This is a genomic window from Pseudomonas sp. LBUM1648, assembly GCF_059716145.1.
Map to the genome: position 1 here is coordinate 6,104,737 of NZ_CP166808.1, position 17,231 is coordinate 6,121,967.

Genomic DNA, 17,231 nt, shown 5'->3' on the forward strand with positions numbered 1-17,231 from the left:
GAATCGTAGCAGGCCTGACGGGCTTTCAAACGCAGGCAGATACCGTGACGGTCGCGCCGGCAAATTACCCCGCGCCACGTCTGCAATCGCTACTGGGGCCGGTTCCTGTCGCCGGCACTGCGCGAGCACTGTCGATCAAAGGCTGGAAAACCCTGACCGGCACCAAAGTGTTGTTCATCCGCACCACAGAGCTGCCGATGTTCGATCTGCATGTCAGCTTCGCCGCAGGCAGCGCGCGAGATGGCAACACGCCGGGCCTCGCCGCCGCCACGTTCAGCATGCTCAATGAAGGCATACCGGGCAAAGACCTGTCCGCCATCGTTGAAGTCTTTGACGGTCTGGGCGCGCAACTCGACATGAACATCGATCATGACCGCGCCACATTGGCTTTGCGCAGCTTGAGCGATGAACAGAAACGTGCTCCGGCGTTGCAGCTGTTTTCGCAGATTCTAGGCGCGCCGACACTGACCGACGATGCGCTGAAGAGGGTGAAAATCGAGCTGCGCGACAGCCTCACTGCCGCCGCGCAGGATGCAGGAAATTCGCCAGAGCATCTGGTCAAGACACTGCTCGCGCCCTACGGCCCATACTCGCTGCCGTTCTATGGCACGGTTCAAGGGTTGCAGGCGCTGACCGGGACGGAGGTAAAAGATTTCCACCAGCGTTTCTACAGCGCCAGTCAGGCGCAAATCACCCTGGTCGGTGACCTGACGCTGGCGCAGGCAAAGGCGATCAGTCTGCAAATCAGCAACGCCTTACCGGTCATGCCTGCAGGCACCGTCATGCCAATGCCCGGGCACAAACCCGTTGGCACCGAACGAACCCTGCACGAGGAACAGCCACTGGCCCAGATCAACCTGATACTCGCCCAGCCCAGCGTGTCGCGAAGCCATGCGGACTATGCCGCGCTGTACACCGCCAACCTGATTTTTGGCGGCACGACCAACAGCCGACTGATGAACGAACTACGGGAAAAGCGCGGGCTGGTGTACGACGTCTATTCAGAAAACGCCCCTTGGGCCACGGCGGGTTTGCTGACCATTTCCCTGCAGGTCAATCCAGCATTCAGCCAGGCTACGCTGGCGTTGACCCGGTCGCTGTTCAGTGACTACCTGCGCGACGGGCCGACACAACAGGAGCTCGATCAGGTCAAGCTTCAAGTCGCCAACAGGAGTGCACTGAACAGCTCCAGCAACAGGCAGATTCTCAAGCAACTGGTGACAATCAATCGCCATGATCTGCCACTCGACCTCGACCACACCGTGCAACAGGTGCAACGCCTGACACTCAAACAAATCCATGAGGCGCTGAATCGGCATTTGACCGCCGACCGCTGGCGCGTGGTGACAGTCGGGGCCACCGTCGAGCAGCAGGCGCTACCCGCCCCCGCGCCGACACCGCCTGGCACGTCATCCGAGAGCATGTGTCGCGCCGAAGCAGGCTTTGTGGCAAGTTAGGTTCTTTCACACAAAAGCGGCAGATGCCTGAAGCACCTGCCGCTTTGCGCAAGACCTGTCGAGATTTGCCGTGCAGTCACTGAACCCTGTTCCCAGCCCCCGCTTTGCACCGGCCTTCGGCCTGGGTAACCCACACCTGCAAACCTTGTGGGGGCCGCTGTGGCGCAAAACCGTTCACCTTGATCGTCAGCGCGAACGTCTGTGGCTTGATGATGGCGATTTCCTCGACCTCGACTGGCATGGCCCGCACAGCGCCCAGACTCCGCTGGTGTTGGTGCTGCATGGACTGACCGGTTCTTCTAACTCACCTTACGTTGCCGGCATCCAATCCGCGCTCGCCGCGCAAGGCTGGGCCAGTGTTGCATTGAACTGGCGCGGCTGCTCGGGCGAACCGAACCTGCTGCCGCGCAGTTATCACTCCGGCGCCAGCGAAGACCTCGCCGAAGCCATCCGCCACCTGCGTGCGAAGCGTCCGTTGGCACCGCTGTATGCGGTCGGCTATTCCCTTGGTGGCAATGTGTTGCTCAAGCATCTGGGCGAGACCGGGAGTGCCAGCGGCGTGCGCGGTGCGGTGGCAGTGTCGGTGCCGTTTCGCCTCGACCAGTGCGCGGATCGGATTGGTCAGGGATTTTCCAGGGTCTATCAAGCGCATTTCATGCGCGAGATGGTCGCTTACATCAAGAACAAGCAACGCCAGTTCCAGCACGACGGCCGCGATGATGGTGTAGCCGCACTGGCAGCGCTCGGCTCATTGGAGAACATGCGAACGTTCTGGGATTTCGATGGCCGGGTCACCGCGCCACTGCACGGCTTTACCGATGCCGAGGATTACTATCGTCGCGCCTCGAGCCGGTATTTTCTCGGTGAGATCCGCACGCCGACCCTGATCATTCAAGCGGCGGACGATCCTTTCGTGTTTCCGCACAGCCTGCCCCAGGCCAGCGAGCTGTCAGACCTCACCGAATTCGAATTACAGGCTCGCGGCGGCCACGTCGGCTTCGTCGATGGCTCGTTGCGCCAGCCGGGTTATTACCTGGAACGGCGCATCCCGCAGTGGCTGGCAGGCCTGACGTCATGATTGATCAGGCTCGCTCCCACAAGGGTGTAGTGATTACTCGCCGGTAGCGACTCCGCGCGACGGCTCGTTGATCCACTCACTCCACGACCCCGCATACAGCGAACCCAACGGATACCCCGCCAGGCATAGTGCAAACAGGTTGTGGCACGCCGTCACGCCCGAGCCGCAATACGCGACCAGTTCTGACGGCGAGCGCTCGCCCAGCTTCGCGGCAAAGCGCTGTTTGAGCTGATCGGCCGGCAAGAATCGCCCGTCACTGCCAAGGTTGTCGGTAAACGCCGCACATTGCGCGCCGGGAATGTGCCCGGCAATCGGGTCGATCGGCTCCACTTCCCCTTTGAAGCGCGGCAAGGCCCGGGCGTCGATCAGGGTCAGTTCGGGTTGGCCGAGACGTTGCTGCAATTGTTCGGCGCTGAGCAACAGGCTCATGTCTGAATGGCCGCTGAAATGGCCACGAGTGACGGTCGGCGCATCCAGGCTCAGCGGCAGGCCAGCTGCATGCCACGCCTTGAGTCCGCCGTCGAGAATGAACACACCGTCGCGCTTGCCCAGCCACGCCAGCAGCCACCATGCTCGGGCCGCATAGGCTCCAGGGCCGTCGTCGTACATAACCACGTCGCTGTCGGCATTGATGCCCCAGGCTTGCAGACGCTCGATCAGCTCTGCCGGCTCAGGCAACGGATGACGCCCGGTCACGCCCTTGACCACTTTGCCACTGAGGTCACGCTCAAGATCGGCAAAACTCGCCCCGGCAATGTGCCCTTCGGCATAGCTGCGCTGACCGTAGTCGGGGTCTTCGAGGGCAAAACGACAATCCAGAATCACCAGCCCGGGCTGCTCCTTGCGGGCATCCAGTGCGTTGGGGCTGATCAGTTGCGCAATCGGCATAACGGGCTCCTGTGGGATTTCAACGGAACGGTTTACTTCACATCTTCGAGGGCCTGGGCCAGTGGCACGTAGAACTCCTCGAACAGCGCATTGACCTGCTCGCGCGCCTGCTCGGTGACAAATCCGGCTTCCAGCACCAGCACCTGATACACGCCACGTTTAATGGCTTGCTCGCTGAGGTGGTTGGAGTTTTCCCGGGTGGTGCACAGAAAGCGCACCCAGGAGGTCAGGATGATCCAGGCGTTGAGGGTCAGCGATTCGATCTGCACGCGATCCATGTCCAGGATCCCGGCCGCCACGAAACCTTCGTAGATCGCCGCGCCCTGGATCACACAACGCTGGGAAAAGCGCCGATAACGCGCGGCCAGTTCCGGATCGCTGTCGAGCAAATGCTCGAGATCGCGGTGCAGGAAGCGGTAGCGCCACATCGCCGAAAGCAGCTCCTTGAGGTAGAAGCGCTTGTCTTCAACGGTCGCGGCGCGCCCCTGCGGCGGGCGCAGGAAGCTGTCGACAAGGCTTTCGTACTCACTGAACAACACGGCGATGATCGCCTGCTTGTTGGGGAAGTGGTAGTACAGGTTGCCCGGAGAAATCTCCATGTGGGCAGCAATGTGATTGGTACTGATGCTGCGCTCGCCCTGCTGATTGAACAGCTCGAGGCTGTTCAGCACGATACGCTCGCTGGTTTTTATTCGTGGGGCCATGGCTTGGGCTTTAATTCAGAGTGCGTTGACGGGCATCTTACGACCTAACCGGAAATGGATAAAACACTGCTGTGCATGGATGTTGATTGACTTTCTAGAGCATAGACTCTAAAAAGTTCCTCACTACAATAAATACGGAGCCGACCATGACTGCCGACATTGCCTACCTGCAGACGCTGCAATTGCCCCTGGAAGCGCTTGATCGGCAGTTCGCGGCGCAACGGGCTGCGTATGCCGCCAACCCGATGCCACCCGCCGCCCAGCGCCAGCAATGGCTCAAGGCACTGCGCGACTTGCTGAGCAACGAGCGTCAGGCTTTGATCGAGGCGATCAGCGCCGACTTCAGCCATCGCAGCGCCGACGAAACCCTGCTCGCCGAACTGATGCCAAGCCTGCACGGCATTCACTACGCCAGCCGTCATCTCAAGGGCTGGATGAAAGCTTCGCGGCGCAAGGTCGGCATGGCATTCCAGCCGGCTTCAGCGAAAGTGGTTTATCAGCCATTGGGTGTGGTCGGCGTCATCGTGCCGTGGAATTACCCGCTTTATCTGGCCATCGGCCCGCTGGTCGGCGCCTTGGCGGCGGGCAATCGGGTGATGCTCAAACTCAGCGAATCGACCCCGGCCACCGGCCTGTTGCTCAAGGAGTTGCTGGCGCGAATCTTCCCCGAAGATCTGGTTTGCGTGGTGCTCGGCGAAGCCGATATCGGAGTCGCGTTTTCCCGTTTGCGCTTCGATCATCTGTTGTTCACCGGCGCCACCAGCATCGGCAAACACGTAATGCGCGCAGCGGCGGAGAACCTGACCCCGGTCACTCTTGAGCTGGGCGGCAAGTCCCCGGCCATCGTCTCCCGCGACGTGCCATTGAAAGATGCCGCCGAACGCATCGCCTTCGGCAAAACACTCAATGCCGGGCAGACCTGCGTTGCCCCCGATTACGTGCTGGTCCCGGAAGACCGCATCGGTGGTTTCGTCGAAGCCTATCGCCAGGCCGTGCAGGGCTTCTATCCGACCCTCACCGACAACCCCGACTACACCGCAATCATCAACGAACGCCAGTTGGCGCGGCTCAACGGCTACGTCAGCGATGCCACCAGCAAAGGCGCGCTGTTGATTCCGCTGTTCGATCAGGGTCAGGGCCGACGCATGCCTCACAGCGTGCTGCTGAATGTCAGCGACGACATGACCGTCATGCAGGACGAAATCTTCGGCCCGCTGCTGCCGATCGTGCCGTACCAGGATCTGGAGCAAGCATTTGCTTACATCAATCAGCGGCCACGTCCTCTGGCTCTTTACTACTTTGGCTACGACAAACGCGAACAGAACCGCGTGCTGCACGAAACCCATTCCGGCGGCGTGTGCCTGAACGACACGCTGCTGCATGTGGCGCAAGACGACATGCCCTTCGGCGGCATCGGCGCTTCGGGCATGGGTCATTACCACGGTCACGAAGGCTTTCTGACGTTCAGCAAAGCCAAAGGCGTGCTGGTTAAACAGCGCTTCAACGCGGCCAGATTGATTTACCCGCCGTACGGAAAATCGATTCAGAAACTGATCCAGAAGCTGTTCATCCGCTAAATATTCGTCATCGCCGCCGGGTAATAAAAACAATGCACCCAAGCCTGACCGATACACCTGCACTGTCACGTCGTGGCCTGCTGAAATTCAGCCTCGGCGCCACGGCTTTCCTCGCCACCGCTGGTCTCGGCGCCAGCCTCAGCGGCTGTTCGTCGAGCGTCACGGCCAATGGTTTCGTGACTTTGCGCGACGGCGATTTGCTGTTTCTGCGCGCGCTGATTCCGGTGATGCTTGATGGCGCCGTGGTCGCCGAGAAGATGCCGGACGCGGTGGGTGGCACCCTCAAGTCGCTGGACTACAGCCTCGATCACCTGTCGCCGGAAATGCTCAAACTCACCCGACAACTGTTCGACGTGCTGGGCATGGCCGTGACCCGTGGCCCGCTCACCGGGATCTGGGGCAGTTGGGAAAACGCCAGTCCCGAAGCGATGCGTCACTTCCTAGACCGTTGGCAAAACAGTTCGTTGAACCTGCTGCGCATGGGCCATAGCTCCTTGCAGCAAATGGTGATGATGGCCTGGTACACCCGCGCCGAGTCCTGGGCGCACTGCGGCTATCCCGGCCCGCCCACAGTCTAAACATCACACGAACCCTGTGGGAGCGGGCGTGCCCGCGATGGCATAAGTCGCTCCACCACCGCATCCAGAATAATAAAGAGAACCCGATCGATGCCCGTACCCGACCCGTTCCGCGAAGGCCTCGCCCGAGGCTGGAAAACCTACAACGGCGCCCAGTTGAACGACGACCTGACCCTCGAAGCCGACGTCGCCATCATCGGCAGCGGCGCCGGCGGCGGCACTACGGCAGAAATCCTCAGCGCCGCCGGCTATAAAGTGCTGCTGGTCGAAGAAGGCCCGCTGAAAACCAGCTCCGACTTCAAAATGCTCGAAGAACAGGCCTACAGCAGCCTCTATCAGGAAGGCATCGGCCGCATGAGCAAGGATGGCGCGATCACCATCCTGCAGGGCCGCGCCGTCGGCGGCACCACGCTGATCAACTGGACCTCGAGCTTCCGCACGCCGCAACCGACCCTGGAACACTGGGCCAAAGAGCACAACGTCAAAGGCCACAGCGCCGAAGATATGGCCCCGTGGTTCGAAAAGATGGAGCAGAGCCTCGGCGTCGCGCCGTGGATGGTTCCGCCCAACGCCAACAACGACGTGATCCGCAAAGGCTGCGAGCAACTCGGTTATAGCTGGCACGTGATCCCCCGCAACGTGCGCGGTTGCTGGAACCTCGGCTACTGCGGCATGGGCTGCCCGACCAACGCCAAGCAATCGATGCTGGTCACGACCATTCCGGCGACGCTGGAAAAGGGTGGCGAGTTGCTCTATCTGGCCCGAGCGGAAAAGCTGCTGATCAGCGGCGATAGAATCACCGGCCTGCAATGCGTGGCCATGGACGAGCGCTGCGTCGAACCGACCGGCCGCAAAATCACCATCAAGGCGCGGCATTACGTGCTGGCCGGCGGCGGCATCAACAGCCCGGCATTATTGCTGCGTTCGGATGCGCCGGATCCGCATAAAACCCTCGGCAAACGCACGTTTCTGCATCTGGTGAACATGTCCGCCGGACGCTTCGACGAGGTGATCAACCCGTTTTACGGCGCACCACAGTCGATCTACTCGGACTATTTCCAGTGGAAAGACGGGGCGACCGGGCCGATGGGCTACAAGCTCGAAGTGCCACCGCTGCACCCGGCGCTGGCGGCGACTTTACTCGGTGGTTTTGGCCAGCAGAACGCCGAGCACATGGCCGATCTGCCGCACACCCACGCGATGCTGGCGTTGCTGCGCGACGGCTTTCACCCCGACAGCCAGGGCGGCAGCGTCGAATTGCGCGGTGACGGCTCGCCGGTGCTCGATTACCAGGTTTCGCCTTACGCTTGGGAAGGCCTGCGCCGCGCCTTCCACAGCATGGCCGAGATCCAGTTCGCCGGCGGCGCCAAAGCGGTGATGCCAATGCATGCCGACGCCCGCTACGTGAAAACCCTGGCCGAGGCGCGCACGCTGATCGATGGCTTGAGCCTGGAGCTGTATCGCACACGACTGGGCAGCGCCCATGTCATGGGCGGCTGTGCGATGGGTGAAGAACCGAAAACCGCCGTCACCGACAGCCTCGGCCGCCATCATCAACTGAGCAATCTGTCGATTCACGATGGCTCGCTGTTCCCCACCAGCATCGGCGCCAACCCGCAGTTGTCGGTGTATGGTCTCACTGCACAATTGGCGACGTCCCTCGCCGATCGGCTGAAAAACCGATGAAAAAGCGGATTATTCCTATCGTCTATAGTGCTTTCTTACCCAAAAGGCGACTTGGCCGACCGGGACGGCTGCGATACCATCCGACTCCCCAACGGACTCCCGCCAGGACGACGCGATGAACCGAGTGTTGTACCCAGGTACCTTCGACCCTATTACCAAGGGCCATGGCGATCTGGTCGAACGCGCCTCGCGCCTGTTCGATCACGTGATCATTGCGGTCGCCGCCAGCCCGAAGAAAAATCCGCTGTTCCCGCTGGAACAACGGGTTGAACTGGCTCGCGAGGTCACCAAACACCTGCCGAACGTGGAAGTGGTCGGCTTCTCGACGCTGCTGGCGCATTTCGCCAAAGAGCAGAACGCCAATGTGTTCCTGCGTGGTTTGCGTGCGGTGTCGGACTTCGAATACGAATTCCAGTTGGCCAACATGAACCGCCAGTTGGCCCCGGATGTGGAGAGTCTGTTTCTCACCCCTTCGGAGCGTTATTCGTTCATTTCGTCGACGTTGGTCCGCGAAATCGCCGCACTGGGCGGCGATATCAGCAAGTTCGTCCACCCGGCCGTGGCCGATGCGTTGACCTTGCGCTTCAAGAAGTAACGACCGTTCAAACGGCGCCCGCGTGCACTGCGGGCGCCAATGCGGCACAATTGCGCGCATTGATTTATAGCGCCCGGGCCTGCCGCCCCGGCTGGAGTTAGCATGTCCCTGATCATCACCGACGATTGCATCAACTGCGACGTCTGCGAACCCGAGTGCCCGAACGCCGCCATCTCCCAGGGCGAAGAGATCTATGTGATCGACCCGAACCTGTGCACCCAATGCGTTGGCCACTACGACGAACCGCAGTGCCAGCAGGTGTGCCCGGTGGATTGCATCCCGCTGGACGAAGCCCATCCGGAGACTGAAGAACAGTTGATGGAGAAGTACCGCAAAATCACCGGCAAGGCCTGAGTCCTTCAGCGCCTGTTCGGGCCCTATCGCCAGCAGGCTGGCTCCTGCATTGGATCTGTGCCAATCACAAATCCCCTGTGGGAGCCAGCCAGCCTGCTGGCGATAAGGCCATCAGCAATACTGCAATATCCGGATCAGCTCACTCCCGCTGCTCAAACCCTTCCCCGATACATCCCAGACACCGCACAAACGCCGCTTTCGCCGGATCGACCACCAACGCCTGCCCCGCATCACCAATCCCTCCACCTAGCGCGGTAAACGGCAGCGACACAACAAACGCCCCTGCACCGATCACTGTCGCCACAACCAGCAAAGGTCGGGCAATCAGCAAGTCGCCTATCATCGCGTAGGCCGGTGGGTTCTGGATGGTGTAGCGCGGATCACCGCTGCCGCTTTCCGTGGCTTGAACAGCCAGGCTGGAACACAGCAGCAGGGTGAAGAAGAGGATTTGCAAGGATTTCATGGCACGATCCTTCGGGCTGAACAGTGAGACAACTCACTATAGACCGTAGGACTTTTTCGGCGCTTTGCCTCAGGTCTGACAGCGCGGGCAGAACACACTGGCACGCTGGCCGAGCTTCACTTCGCGCAGACCGGTGCCGCAGACCTTGCAGTGTTCACCGCCTCGGCCATAAACAAACAGTTCCTGCTGGAAATACCCCGGCTGCCCGTCGCCGCCAATGAAATCACGCAACGTAGTGCCGCCACGCTCGATGGCAGCGGCGAGGATGCGTTTGATCTCGATCGCCAGCTTCAGATAACGCCCCCGGGAAATGCCCCCGGCCTCACGACGCGGATCGATGCCGGCAGCGAACAGCGCCTCGGTCGCATAGATATTGCCGACCCCGACCACCACCGCGTTGTCCATGATGAACGGCTTGACCGCCATCGAACGTCCGCGCGACAGTTGAAACAAGCGCTCGCCGTCGAACAGATCGGTCAACGGTTCCGGCCCGAGACGAATCAGCAATTCGTGATTGAGCGGATCGGTGCTCCACAACATCGCGCCGAACCGCCGTGGATCGGTGTAACGCAGGGCCAGGCCCGACTCCAGTTCGATATCGACATGCTCATGCTTGAGCGCCGGCAGACCGGCCTCAACCAGACGCAGATTGCCCGACATACCCAAATGACTGATCAACGTACCGACCTCGGCGTTGATCAACAGATACTTGGCCCGTCGCTCGACCAACACGATGCGCTGCCCGGACAGGCGCACATCAAGGTCTTCGGGGATCGGCCAGCGCAGCCGACGGTCACGCACGATTACCCGGCTGACGCGCTGGCCTTCCAGGTGCGGGGCGATGCCCCGGCGAGTGGTTTCGACTTCCGGCAGTTCAGGCATGGCGTCCTCGAATCAATGCGCGCCGAGGTCGCGGATCGTTTGTTTGAGGGTTTCGAAGTCGTAGTCCGACAACCCCACGTAATCGAGAATCAACGGGCCGATGCTGCTCCATTCGTAGTCTTCGGTCTGATTGCCCAGCACGCGATACGAGGCGCAAATGTGCTCGGCCATCTTGAGGATCGCCAACAGGTTTTTCATTTGACTGTTGCGCGACGACTCGTCGCTGAAAATCGCCAGGGCATTGTGGTGATTGGCAATGGCCGTGCTGACATGCTCCGGCAGACGCCAGGACTTGGCGGTGTAATAACCGACCACCGCGTGGTTGGTGTTGAACTCAGCGTTTTCGGTGTCGACCACTCGACATTCAGCGCTGGCATTGGCGTAGGCCGTTTCCAGCACCGACATGTAATTGGGGAAACGCTGCAACATCAACGGCACGCCGCAATCGTGAAACAGCCCCAACGCATAGGCTTCATCGCCTGCCTGAGTGCCGATGCGTTTGGCCAGGGTCAGGCAAGTCATCGCCACGTCCTGGGCGGTGTCCCAGAAACGATTGAGGGTGACGATGGTGTCGTCGTTCATCTCGCCCTTGATCGATTGCGCGTTGATCAGGTTGATGATCGAACGGCTGCCCAGCAGATTCACCGCACGCTGGATCGAAGTGATCTTGTTGCTCAAGCCGTAATACGGCGAGTTGACGATTTTCAGCAACGCGCCGGACAGGCCGGGATCCTGAGCGATCAGCTTGGCGATCACCTCCAGGTCCGGGTCGGGCATGTACTGCTCCATTTGCAGATCCACCATGATCTGCGGCTGCGCGGGCACGCTGATGCCTTGCAGGGATTGTTGAATCTGTTCGGTGGTCAGCTCTTGGGACATAAGTACACACTCTGGGACAGGCGGCGATTCTAACCCCTAAAAACCGCAGGACGACACACCAGTGGGCAATTGTCAGGAACTTTCATTCAAGCCAAGGCTTCGGACTCTGTAATACCCAACGGATGATTTCGGTCCCACGGGGCAGCAAATTCCCACAGACTCAGGAGCTTATTGATGGCCACTTCCCTCAACGGCAAGCGCGTCGCTTTTTTGGTAACCGATGGTTTCGAACAGGTTGAATTGACCGGCCCCAAACAGGCCCTGGAAGAGGCCGGTGCCCAGGTCGATATCCTTTCGGCGGAGGCAGGCAAGGTCAAAGGCTGGAACCACGACAAACCGGCGGATGACTTCACGGTCGACCAGACTTTCCAGGCTGCCAGCAGCGAGCAATACGACGCGATCGTCCTGCCCGGCGGCGTGCAGAATTCCGACACCATCCGCATCGACCAGGACGCCCAGCACCTGGTCAAGACCGGCACCTCCGCCGGCAAGCCGATTGCGGTGATCTGCCATGGCAGTTGGCTGCTGATTTCGGCGGGGCTGGTCAATGGCAAGACCATGACCAGTTACAAAACGGTCAAGGATGATCTGGTGAATGCGGGCGCCCACTGGGTCGATCAGGAAGTGGTCAGAGACGGTCACTTGATCAGCAGCCGTGAGCCGGATGATATTCCGGCGTTCAGTCGTGAATTGATCGACGCCTTGTCGGCCTGATCCAAATCCACCATGAACCATTGTGGCGAGGGGATTCATCCACGTTCGGCTGCGCAGCAGTCGCAAACCAGACAGCACGGTCTCCCTGAACACCCCTGCTGACTGATTTGGGACGGCTACGCCGTCCAACGGGGATAAATCCCCTCGCCACAGGACTTCTCTCCTTCAGCCATATGTCCATTCGCGGGCCAATCACCGGGCCCAACACGGTATACTCCCGCTCTTTTTTCCGGAGCGACGTCATGTCCCTGCCTAGCTTGCGCCTCAAAGCCAACGCCGACCGTCGCCTGCGCGCCGGTCACCTGTGGGTCTACAGCAACGAAATCGACGTGGCCGCCACGCCACTGCACGGCTTTAATGCTGGCGATCAGGCGATCCTCGAAGCTGCCGGCGGCAAACCGCTGGGCATCGTGGCCATGAGCCCGAACAATCTGATCTGCGCCCGCCTGCTGTCGCGCGACACTAAAGTTGCGCTGGACAAATCGCTGCTGGTGCATCGCCTGAACGTCGCCCTGTCGCTGCGCGAGCGTCTGTTCGACAAGCCTTTCTATCGCCTGGTCTACGGCGATTCCGATCTGCTGCCAGGTCTGGTGGTCGACCGTTTCGGCGACATCCTCGTGGTGCAGATTGCCTCGGCAACCATGGAAGCGCACAAAGACGACGTGATCGCCGCGTTGACCCAAGTGCTCAAGCCAAGCGGCATTCTGTTCAAGAACGACTCCGCCGCGCGTGACGCCGAAGGCCTCAACCGCTACGTCGAAACCGTGTTCGGTCTGGTGCCGGAGTGGGTCGCACTGGAAGAGAACGGCGTGAAATTCGAAGCCCCGGTCATTCAGGGTCAGAAAACCGGCTGGTTCTACGATCACCGCATGAACCGCGCGCGCCTGGCCCCTTACGCCAAAGGCAAACGCGTACTCGACCTCTATAGCTACATCGGTGGCTGGGGCGTACAGGCGGCCGCGTTCGGCGCCAGCGAAGTGTTCTGCGTCGATGCCTCGGCCTTCGCCCTTGACGGTGTCGAGCGCAACGCCGCGCTGAACGGTTTTGCCGACAAGATGACCTGCATCGAAGGCGACGTCTTTGAAGCCTTGAAAGAGCTGAAAGCCAGCGAAGAGCGCTTCGACGTGATCGTGGCCGACCCGCCAGCGTTCATCAAACGCAAGAAAGACATGAAAAACGGTGAAGGCGCCTACCGTCGTCTGAACGAGCAAGCCATGCGCCTGCTCAACAAGGACGGCATCCTGGTCAGCGCTTCGTGCTCGATGCACCTGCCGGAAGACGATCTGCAGAACATCCTGCTGACCAGTGCCCGTCACCTGGATCGCAACATCCAGTTGCTGGAGCGCGGCGGTCAGGGCCCGGATCACCCTGTCCACCCGGCCATTGCCGAAACTCGCTACATCAAGAGCATCACCTGCCGCCTGCTGCCTAACAGCTGATCAATGCGGACAACGGGGAGCCTGCAGGCTCCCCGTTTGCGCCTGGCCCTGGCATTCATTCGGCGCCTTTTACTCCTTCCGACGCTTACGACTTCCTACACTTGCCTTCCCATGGACGTGCAGGATATTTCCTTACGTCTTTTAATTATTGAAACTTGCCCTACAAAGTCCATCTCCAGCTAAAGATTATTCCGACAAAATTACTGGAGCATTCCTACTTAATATCCACTTGCCAATAATCCATTACAAACTATTATGAAGTTGTCGCCACGAGGCGACTTAAACTTTCAACGAACAAGGAGTTCACATCATGAAAAAAATTTCTCTGGAAACCAACAAAATCGCAAACCTGGCTTTTCTGGTTGCTGCTAAAACCCGTTAAGTAAGTCAGGACGCTGGGGAGTGCCGGCAACTCAGCGTCCTTCCGACTTCAGCCAGAGTGAATAACCCCATGCACATCAATCCTTACCTGTTTATATTGCCGCGCTCGCCAAATCAAATAGTATGGAATTACAAAGAACATACTCAATATGAACTGGATATTAACTATTCATCGCGCCTTGCCCAACTAATAAACAATCCAGACTTGTTCGACACACACAACATAATAGACACACAATTACTCAGCGCGGGCATTCTAACCATTTCAAAAATCGACACCCCGCAATGGGGCTGGGATGAATTATCAAAGATCTATCATATCGGCACCCAAAACATTCCCTGCGAACACGCCCCTCAGAATATTCATGAGTGGTCCAGACAATATCTGGCGCACTGCAACGAAGTATTGGCTAGCCCGGCTCCCGCGACAGAACGCTCGCAGCATGAATCTGCACCGCGCATCGCCCTGCCCGTTCCCTGCGCACTGAGCAACGATAGCCTGAATAACGCGCTGCTCCAGCGAAAGACCTGTCGTTCCTTTACCGATGCAGCAATGACGCTCAGCGACGTCGGCACCCTGCTTTATCTTTCACTCGGTTATCTCCATGAGCGCGACATTGATCGCGACGACACCATCGCCCAAGACCTCGGCGCACGTCGCAGCAGTCCCTCCGGTGGCGGTCTGAACGCATGCGAAGGCTTTCTGCTGGTGCAGAATGTCGAGGATCTGGAGCCCGGCATCTACGCCTATCACCCGGCGGAACACACCCTGAGCCGGGTTAATCCATTGCCACAAGCGGCACCGGGCGATTTGCTCGGCGGCCAGCATTTCATCAACAACCTGCCGCTGGGGTTGTTCATCACGGCCCGATTTGACCGGCTCTGGTGGAAGTACGAGCACTCACGGGCCTACCGCATGGCATTCGTCGAGGCCGGCCATCTGTCACAAACCTTTCAACTGGTTGCTACGGCGCTTGGCTTCAATACCTGGTTGACCGGCGCGTTTGCCGACAGGCAGGTCGAAACACTGCTCAAACTTGAGGAGAGCGCGGAACAGCCACTGTTCTTTGTCGGCTGCGGGAAAAGCGATGGACAGGCAATGTGCCAGGAAATGCGCGATCTGTTGCGTGAGGTCCAGACATGACCCTGCTGATCCCGGATCCGCACGAAGTACCGGTGTCATGGGCGCTCAAGTTCACCTTGGGGGACTGGGACAGTCGAGCCTCGGTACGCAGCAGCACCCACGACTATCAATTGCCGGACGACGTGCAGCAACAACTGCAAAGCCGCTACTGGTTCCCACCCGCCTTCCTGCCCTATCTGGCTCACCCAGCGATTCAGGCCGCGGGGCGCGAGGTATTGCATCGGCTGACGGCCAATCACCTGGTGAATTTTCTCGACTACACCACGCTGCTCGAACACCGCATCGTCAATCGTGCGGTTGAAGTCATCGCGCATCGGGAGCTGCCCATTTACGTGCCGCTGCCAATGAAACACGCAGCGCTGCAGCTCTACACCGACGAGGGTTACCACGCGCTGTTCTCCAATCGTCTCGCGGAGCAGATCGCCGGGCTTTACGGAATCACCGGACGGCCGACGATCCCCAAGCGGATCACCCGCATGAACGCACTGATCGCCCGTACCCCGGAGAAGAACCGTGCACTGGCATGGTTTCTGCTCGGCTTCGTCTCGGAGACCATCATTGCCCGAGAGCTGCTGGACATCTGCCGCGACACTCTGGTGTCCAGCGTGAACGACATGCTGCGCGACCATCTGGCCGACGAAGCCCGCCACAGTCGCTACTTTGCCGAAGTGTTCCACTACTGCTGGCTGTCCATGAACAGCCGCCAGCGCACGTTCGTGAGCAGAACACTGCTGGAGATCATCGGGATTTTCTTCGAGGTCGACGAACGCTGGCTGCAACAGAGCCTGCGTGGCGCGGGCATCGCGGACAGTGACGTGATGGAGATTGTCGGCAGCATGGCGACGGTGCAGGCCAACCGCGCGCGTGCACGATCAGGTTGCGTCGCTACGCTGGATGCATTGCGCAAGGCGGGATTTTTCGCCACGCCCCATAACCAGACACTTTTTGCCAAGGCAGGACTGATCGATGGATAAAGGAAAATCCGTGGCAACCGCCCGTCAACGTCGCGGGGCTGTCAGCCTGTTGCTCGCAATGGTGCTGCTCGGCGTGTTTCCACTGGATGTCCTGCTGCCTTCGTTTCCGGCACTGGCGGCGCACTTTCGCAGCACACCGGCGGACATCGCGCTGTCGATCAGTCTGTTCGCCGTAGGTATCGCGTTTGCCCAGGTGTTAATCGGCCCGCTGTCCGACGTGATCGGGCGCAAGGGCTTGTTACTCGCCGGCATGAGCGTATCGATGCTCGGTGCCGTCGGTTGCGTGATAACCAGTGATTACACGCTGTTCCTGATGTTCCGGGTGGTACAGGCCGTGGGGTGCGGCTGCTTCGTGCTGTCCCAGGCACTGGTGCAGGATCTGTTCGAAGGTGAGGAGCGTGATCGCCTGCGTATCCTGATGGTCACGGCTACCGGGATTTTCATCTCGGTATCGCCGCTGGCCGGCACTTTTCTGCAAGCCACCCTCGGCTGGCGCGGCAGCTTCTGGGTGTTCACTGCGCTGGCTGCCGCGGTGTTGCTCAAGGCCTGGGTTTTCCTGGAGAACACCCGTCCCGCGGCCAGTGGCCCTCCCCTGAGTTTCCTCAGGGCCTATCGACGGGTGTTGGGAGATTTCGACTTCGTCGGCTACTGGCTGATTTCAGCCTTTGCGTTCGCCTGCCATTTCTCGTTTATCGTCATTTCACCGCTGATATTCATGGACCAGCTGCAATTGTCGGCCTATGACTTTTCGCTGATCCTGCTGGCGTATGGCGCCGCGTATGTCGTGGGGGGCATCATCGCCACCTTACTGAATCGACGTATCACGCCGGGCCGACAAATCATCACCGGGCTAAGCCTGATCCTGCTGTCGGGACTGGCGATGCTGTATCTGGCGGCCAACCATGGGCTGGCCCCCGCGACGGTGCTGATTCCGATGCTGATCTGCACCGCCGGCACCACCATTGCGCGCCCGGCGGCCACCTCACGGGCCATGGGCCTGTTTCCCGAAAACGCCGGCACTTCAGCCTCGGCCGGCAGCACGATCATCTTCATCTGCGGCGGACTGATCAGTGCGTTGATCAGCCTCAGCCCGACCAATCTGCAATCGACGCTGGGCTACAGCTTCGTGTTGCTCAGCAGCATCGCGCTGATGCTCAACAGTCGGATCAGCCAGCGCGCCAAGAACCTGCAGGCCATTGCGATCGCGCAGACCGGTAGCGATTAAACCTGCCGGTCGTCATGCCACACGCACCGTCGGCACTGGAACAACGCTTTGCGCCATTCCCTCCAGACGCCAGCGGTGTAGAATCGCCTGATTCATCGCCATTCATCCCCCGGCGGGTTTATGAGCTCAGGCTGAGGCAAGCGGCGATCCCGCAAAGTCATCGGCAACTTCAGGACACACGGCCATTTCTGAGTGTTCCAGACGTCAATAGAA

The 17,231-nt window shown here is 59.8% G+C and carries 17 protein-coding genes; 12 read left to right on the top strand and 5 right to left on the bottom strand.

Annotated features, from left to right (window positions below; genetic code table 11):
- Positions 1–44: 44 nt before the first annotated feature.
- Entirely contained in the window at positions 45–1,457 is a 1,413-nt protein-coding gene (locus ACA043_RS27760; protein WP_497658261.1) for a M16 family metallopeptidase, read from the top strand.
- Positions 1,458–1,536: 79 nt separating this feature from the next.
- Positions 1,537–2,535: a hydrolase gene (locus tag ACA043_RS27765; RefSeq protein WP_497659683.1), complete on the top strand. Its 999-nt coding sequence runs from the start codon at positions 1,537–1,539 to the stop codon at positions 2,533–2,535.
- Positions 2,536–2,568: 33 nt separating this feature from the next.
- Here ACA043_RS27765 and ACA043_RS27770 read toward each other — a convergent pair whose 3' ends face one another.
- Positions 2,569–3,423: a sulfurtransferase gene (locus ACA043_RS27770; protein WP_497658262.1), complete on the bottom strand. Its 855-nt coding sequence runs from the start codon at positions 3,421–3,423 to the stop codon at positions 2,569–2,571.
- Positions 3,424–3,455: 32 nt separating this feature from the next.
- A complete protein-coding gene (locus ACA043_RS27775; RefSeq protein ID WP_187679053.1) occupies positions 3,456–4,127 on the bottom strand; it encodes a TetR/AcrR family transcriptional regulator in 672 nt (223 codons plus the stop codon).
- 146 nt (positions 4,128–4,273) lie between these two features.
- Between ACA043_RS27775 and ACA043_RS27780 the strand changes: the two genes are divergently transcribed.
- The 5 genes from ACA043_RS27780 to ACA043_RS27800 all read left to right on the top strand — a co-directional run bounded on the left by ACA043_RS27780 (position 4,274) and on the right by ACA043_RS27800 (position 8,917).
- Complete coding sequence (locus ACA043_RS27780) at positions 4,274–5,704, top strand: coniferyl aldehyde dehydrogenase (RefSeq protein WP_187679054.1); 1,431 nt, start codon at positions 4,274–4,276, stop codon at positions 5,702–5,704.
- Positions 5,705–5,736: 32 nt separating this feature from the next.
- Positions 5,737–6,282, top strand: coding sequence for a twin-arginine translocation pathway signal protein (locus ACA043_RS27785; protein WP_489879311.1), 546 nt, complete (start codon positions 5,737–5,739; stop codon positions 6,280–6,282).
- 90 nt (positions 6,283–6,372) lie between these two features.
- Positions 6,373–7,968, top strand: coding sequence for a GMC family oxidoreductase (locus tag ACA043_RS27790; protein WP_497658263.1), 1,596 nt, complete (start codon positions 6,373–6,375; stop codon positions 7,966–7,968).
- Positions 7,969–8,083: 115 nt separating this feature from the next.
- A complete protein-coding gene (gene coaD / locus ACA043_RS27795) occupies positions 8,084–8,563 on the top strand; it encodes a pantetheine-phosphate adenylyltransferase (RefSeq protein WP_003229157.1) in 480 nt (159 codons plus the stop codon).
- A gap of 102 nt (positions 8,564–8,665) precedes the next feature.
- Entirely contained in the window at positions 8,666–8,917 is a 252-nt protein-coding gene (locus tag ACA043_RS27800; RefSeq protein WP_003195146.1) for a YfhL family 4Fe-4S dicluster ferredoxin, read from the top strand.
- A 139-nt stretch (positions 8,918–9,056) separates the two neighbouring features.
- On the opposite strand, the gene ACA043_RS27805 is transcribed toward ACA043_RS27800, so the two are convergent.
- From ACA043_RS27805 to ACA043_RS27815, 3 genes are all read right to left on the bottom strand, one after another.
- The gene (locus ACA043_RS27805) at positions 9,057–9,380 is read right to left on the bottom strand and encodes a multidrug transporter (protein ID WP_187679057.1); all 324 of its coding nucleotides are present in this window, start codon (positions 9,378–9,380) and stop codon (positions 9,057–9,059) included.
- A 69-nt stretch (positions 9,381–9,449) separates the two neighbouring features.
- Positions 9,450–10,262, bottom strand: coding sequence for a bifunctional DNA-formamidopyrimidine glycosylase/DNA-(apurinic or apyrimidinic site) lyase (gene mutM / locus ACA043_RS27810; protein ID WP_250605794.1), 813 nt, complete (start codon positions 10,260–10,262; stop codon positions 9,450–9,452).
- Between the two features lie 12 nt (positions 10,263–10,274).
- Positions 10,275–11,087: an HDOD domain-containing protein gene (locus ACA043_RS27815; RefSeq protein ID WP_187679091.1), complete on the bottom strand. Its 813-nt coding sequence runs from the start codon at positions 11,085–11,087 to the stop codon at positions 10,275–10,277.
- Positions 11,088–11,315: 228 nt separating this feature from the next.
- Here ACA043_RS27815 and ACA043_RS27820 point away from each other — a divergent pair, with 228 nt between their 5' ends.
- From ACA043_RS27820 to ACA043_RS27840, 5 genes are all read left to right on the top strand, one after another.
- Positions 11,316–11,855, top strand: coding sequence for a type 1 glutamine amidotransferase domain-containing protein (locus ACA043_RS27820; protein ID WP_187679059.1), 540 nt, complete (start codon positions 11,316–11,318; stop codon positions 11,853–11,855).
- 242 nt (positions 11,856–12,097) lie between these two features.
- Positions 12,098–13,294, top strand: coding sequence for a class I SAM-dependent rRNA methyltransferase (locus tag ACA043_RS27825; protein ID WP_007913577.1), 1,197 nt, complete (start codon positions 12,098–12,100; stop codon positions 13,292–13,294).
- Between the two features lie 451 nt (positions 13,295–13,745).
- The gene (locus ACA043_RS27830) at positions 13,746–14,819 is read left to right on the top strand and encodes a SagB family peptide dehydrogenase (protein WP_497658264.1); all 1,074 of its coding nucleotides are present in this window, start codon (positions 13,746–13,748) and stop codon (positions 14,817–14,819) included.
- Positions 14,816–15,793, top strand: a complete 978-nt coding sequence (locus tag ACA043_RS27835) for a diiron oxygenase (protein ID WP_401270323.1) — start codon at positions 14,816–14,818, stop codon at positions 15,791–15,793. Before ACA043_RS27830 ends, ACA043_RS27835 begins: the two co-directional genes overlap by 4 nt.
- On the top strand, positions 15,786–17,018 hold the full coding sequence (locus ACA043_RS27840) for an MFS transporter (protein WP_497658265.1): 1,233 nt from the start codon (positions 15,786–15,788) through the stop codon (positions 17,016–17,018). The genes ACA043_RS27835 and ACA043_RS27840 overlap by 8 nt, the downstream gene beginning before the upstream one ends.
- Positions 17,019–17,231 lie beyond the last annotated feature (213 nt).

Coding starts and splice junctions, on each gene's coding strand:
- ACA043_RS27825 (WP_007913577.1), top strand. CDS start 12,098: ATGTCCCTGCCTAGCTTGCGCCTCAAAGCCAACGCCGACCGTCGCCTG.
- ACA043_RS27800 (WP_003195146.1), top strand. CDS start 8,666: ATGTCCCTGATCATCACCGACGATTGCATCAACTGCGACGTCTGCGAA.
- coaD (WP_003229157.1), top strand. CDS start 8,084: ATGAACCGAGTGTTGTACCCAGGTACCTTCGACCCTATTACCAAGGGC.
- ACA043_RS27790 (WP_497658263.1), top strand. CDS start 6,373: ATGCCCGTACCCGACCCGTTCCGCGAAGGCCTCGCCCGAGGCTGGAAA.
- ACA043_RS27775 (WP_187679053.1), bottom strand. CDS start 4,127: ATGGCCCCACGAATAAAAACCAGCGAGCGTATCGTGCTGAACAGCCTC.
- ACA043_RS27820 (WP_187679059.1), top strand. CDS start 11,316: ATGGCCACTTCCCTCAACGGCAAGCGCGTCGCTTTTTTGGTAACCGAT.
- ACA043_RS27780 (WP_187679054.1), top strand. CDS start 4,274: ATGACTGCCGACATTGCCTACCTGCAGACGCTGCAATTGCCCCTGGAA.
- ACA043_RS27835 (WP_401270323.1), top strand. CDS start 14,816: ATGACCCTGCTGATCCCGGATCCGCACGAAGTACCGGTGTCATGGGCG.
- ACA043_RS27805 (WP_187679057.1), bottom strand. CDS start 9,380: ATGAAATCCTTGCAAATCCTCTTCTTCACCCTGCTGCTGTGTTCCAGC.
- ACA043_RS27770 (WP_497658262.1), bottom strand. CDS start 3,423: ATGCCGATTGCGCAACTGATCAGCCCCAACGCACTGGATGCCCGCAAG.
- ACA043_RS27840 (WP_497658265.1), top strand. CDS start 15,786: ATGGATAAAGGAAAATCCGTGGCAACCGCCCGTCAACGTCGCGGGGCT.
- mutM (WP_250605794.1), bottom strand. CDS start 10,262: ATGCCTGAACTGCCGGAAGTCGAAACCACTCGCCGGGGCATCGCCCCG.
- ACA043_RS27830 (WP_497658264.1), top strand. CDS start 13,746: ATGCACATCAATCCTTACCTGTTTATATTGCCGCGCTCGCCAAATCAA.
- ACA043_RS27785 (WP_489879311.1), top strand. CDS start 5,737: ATGCACCCAAGCCTGACCGATACACCTGCACTGTCACGTCGTGGCCTG.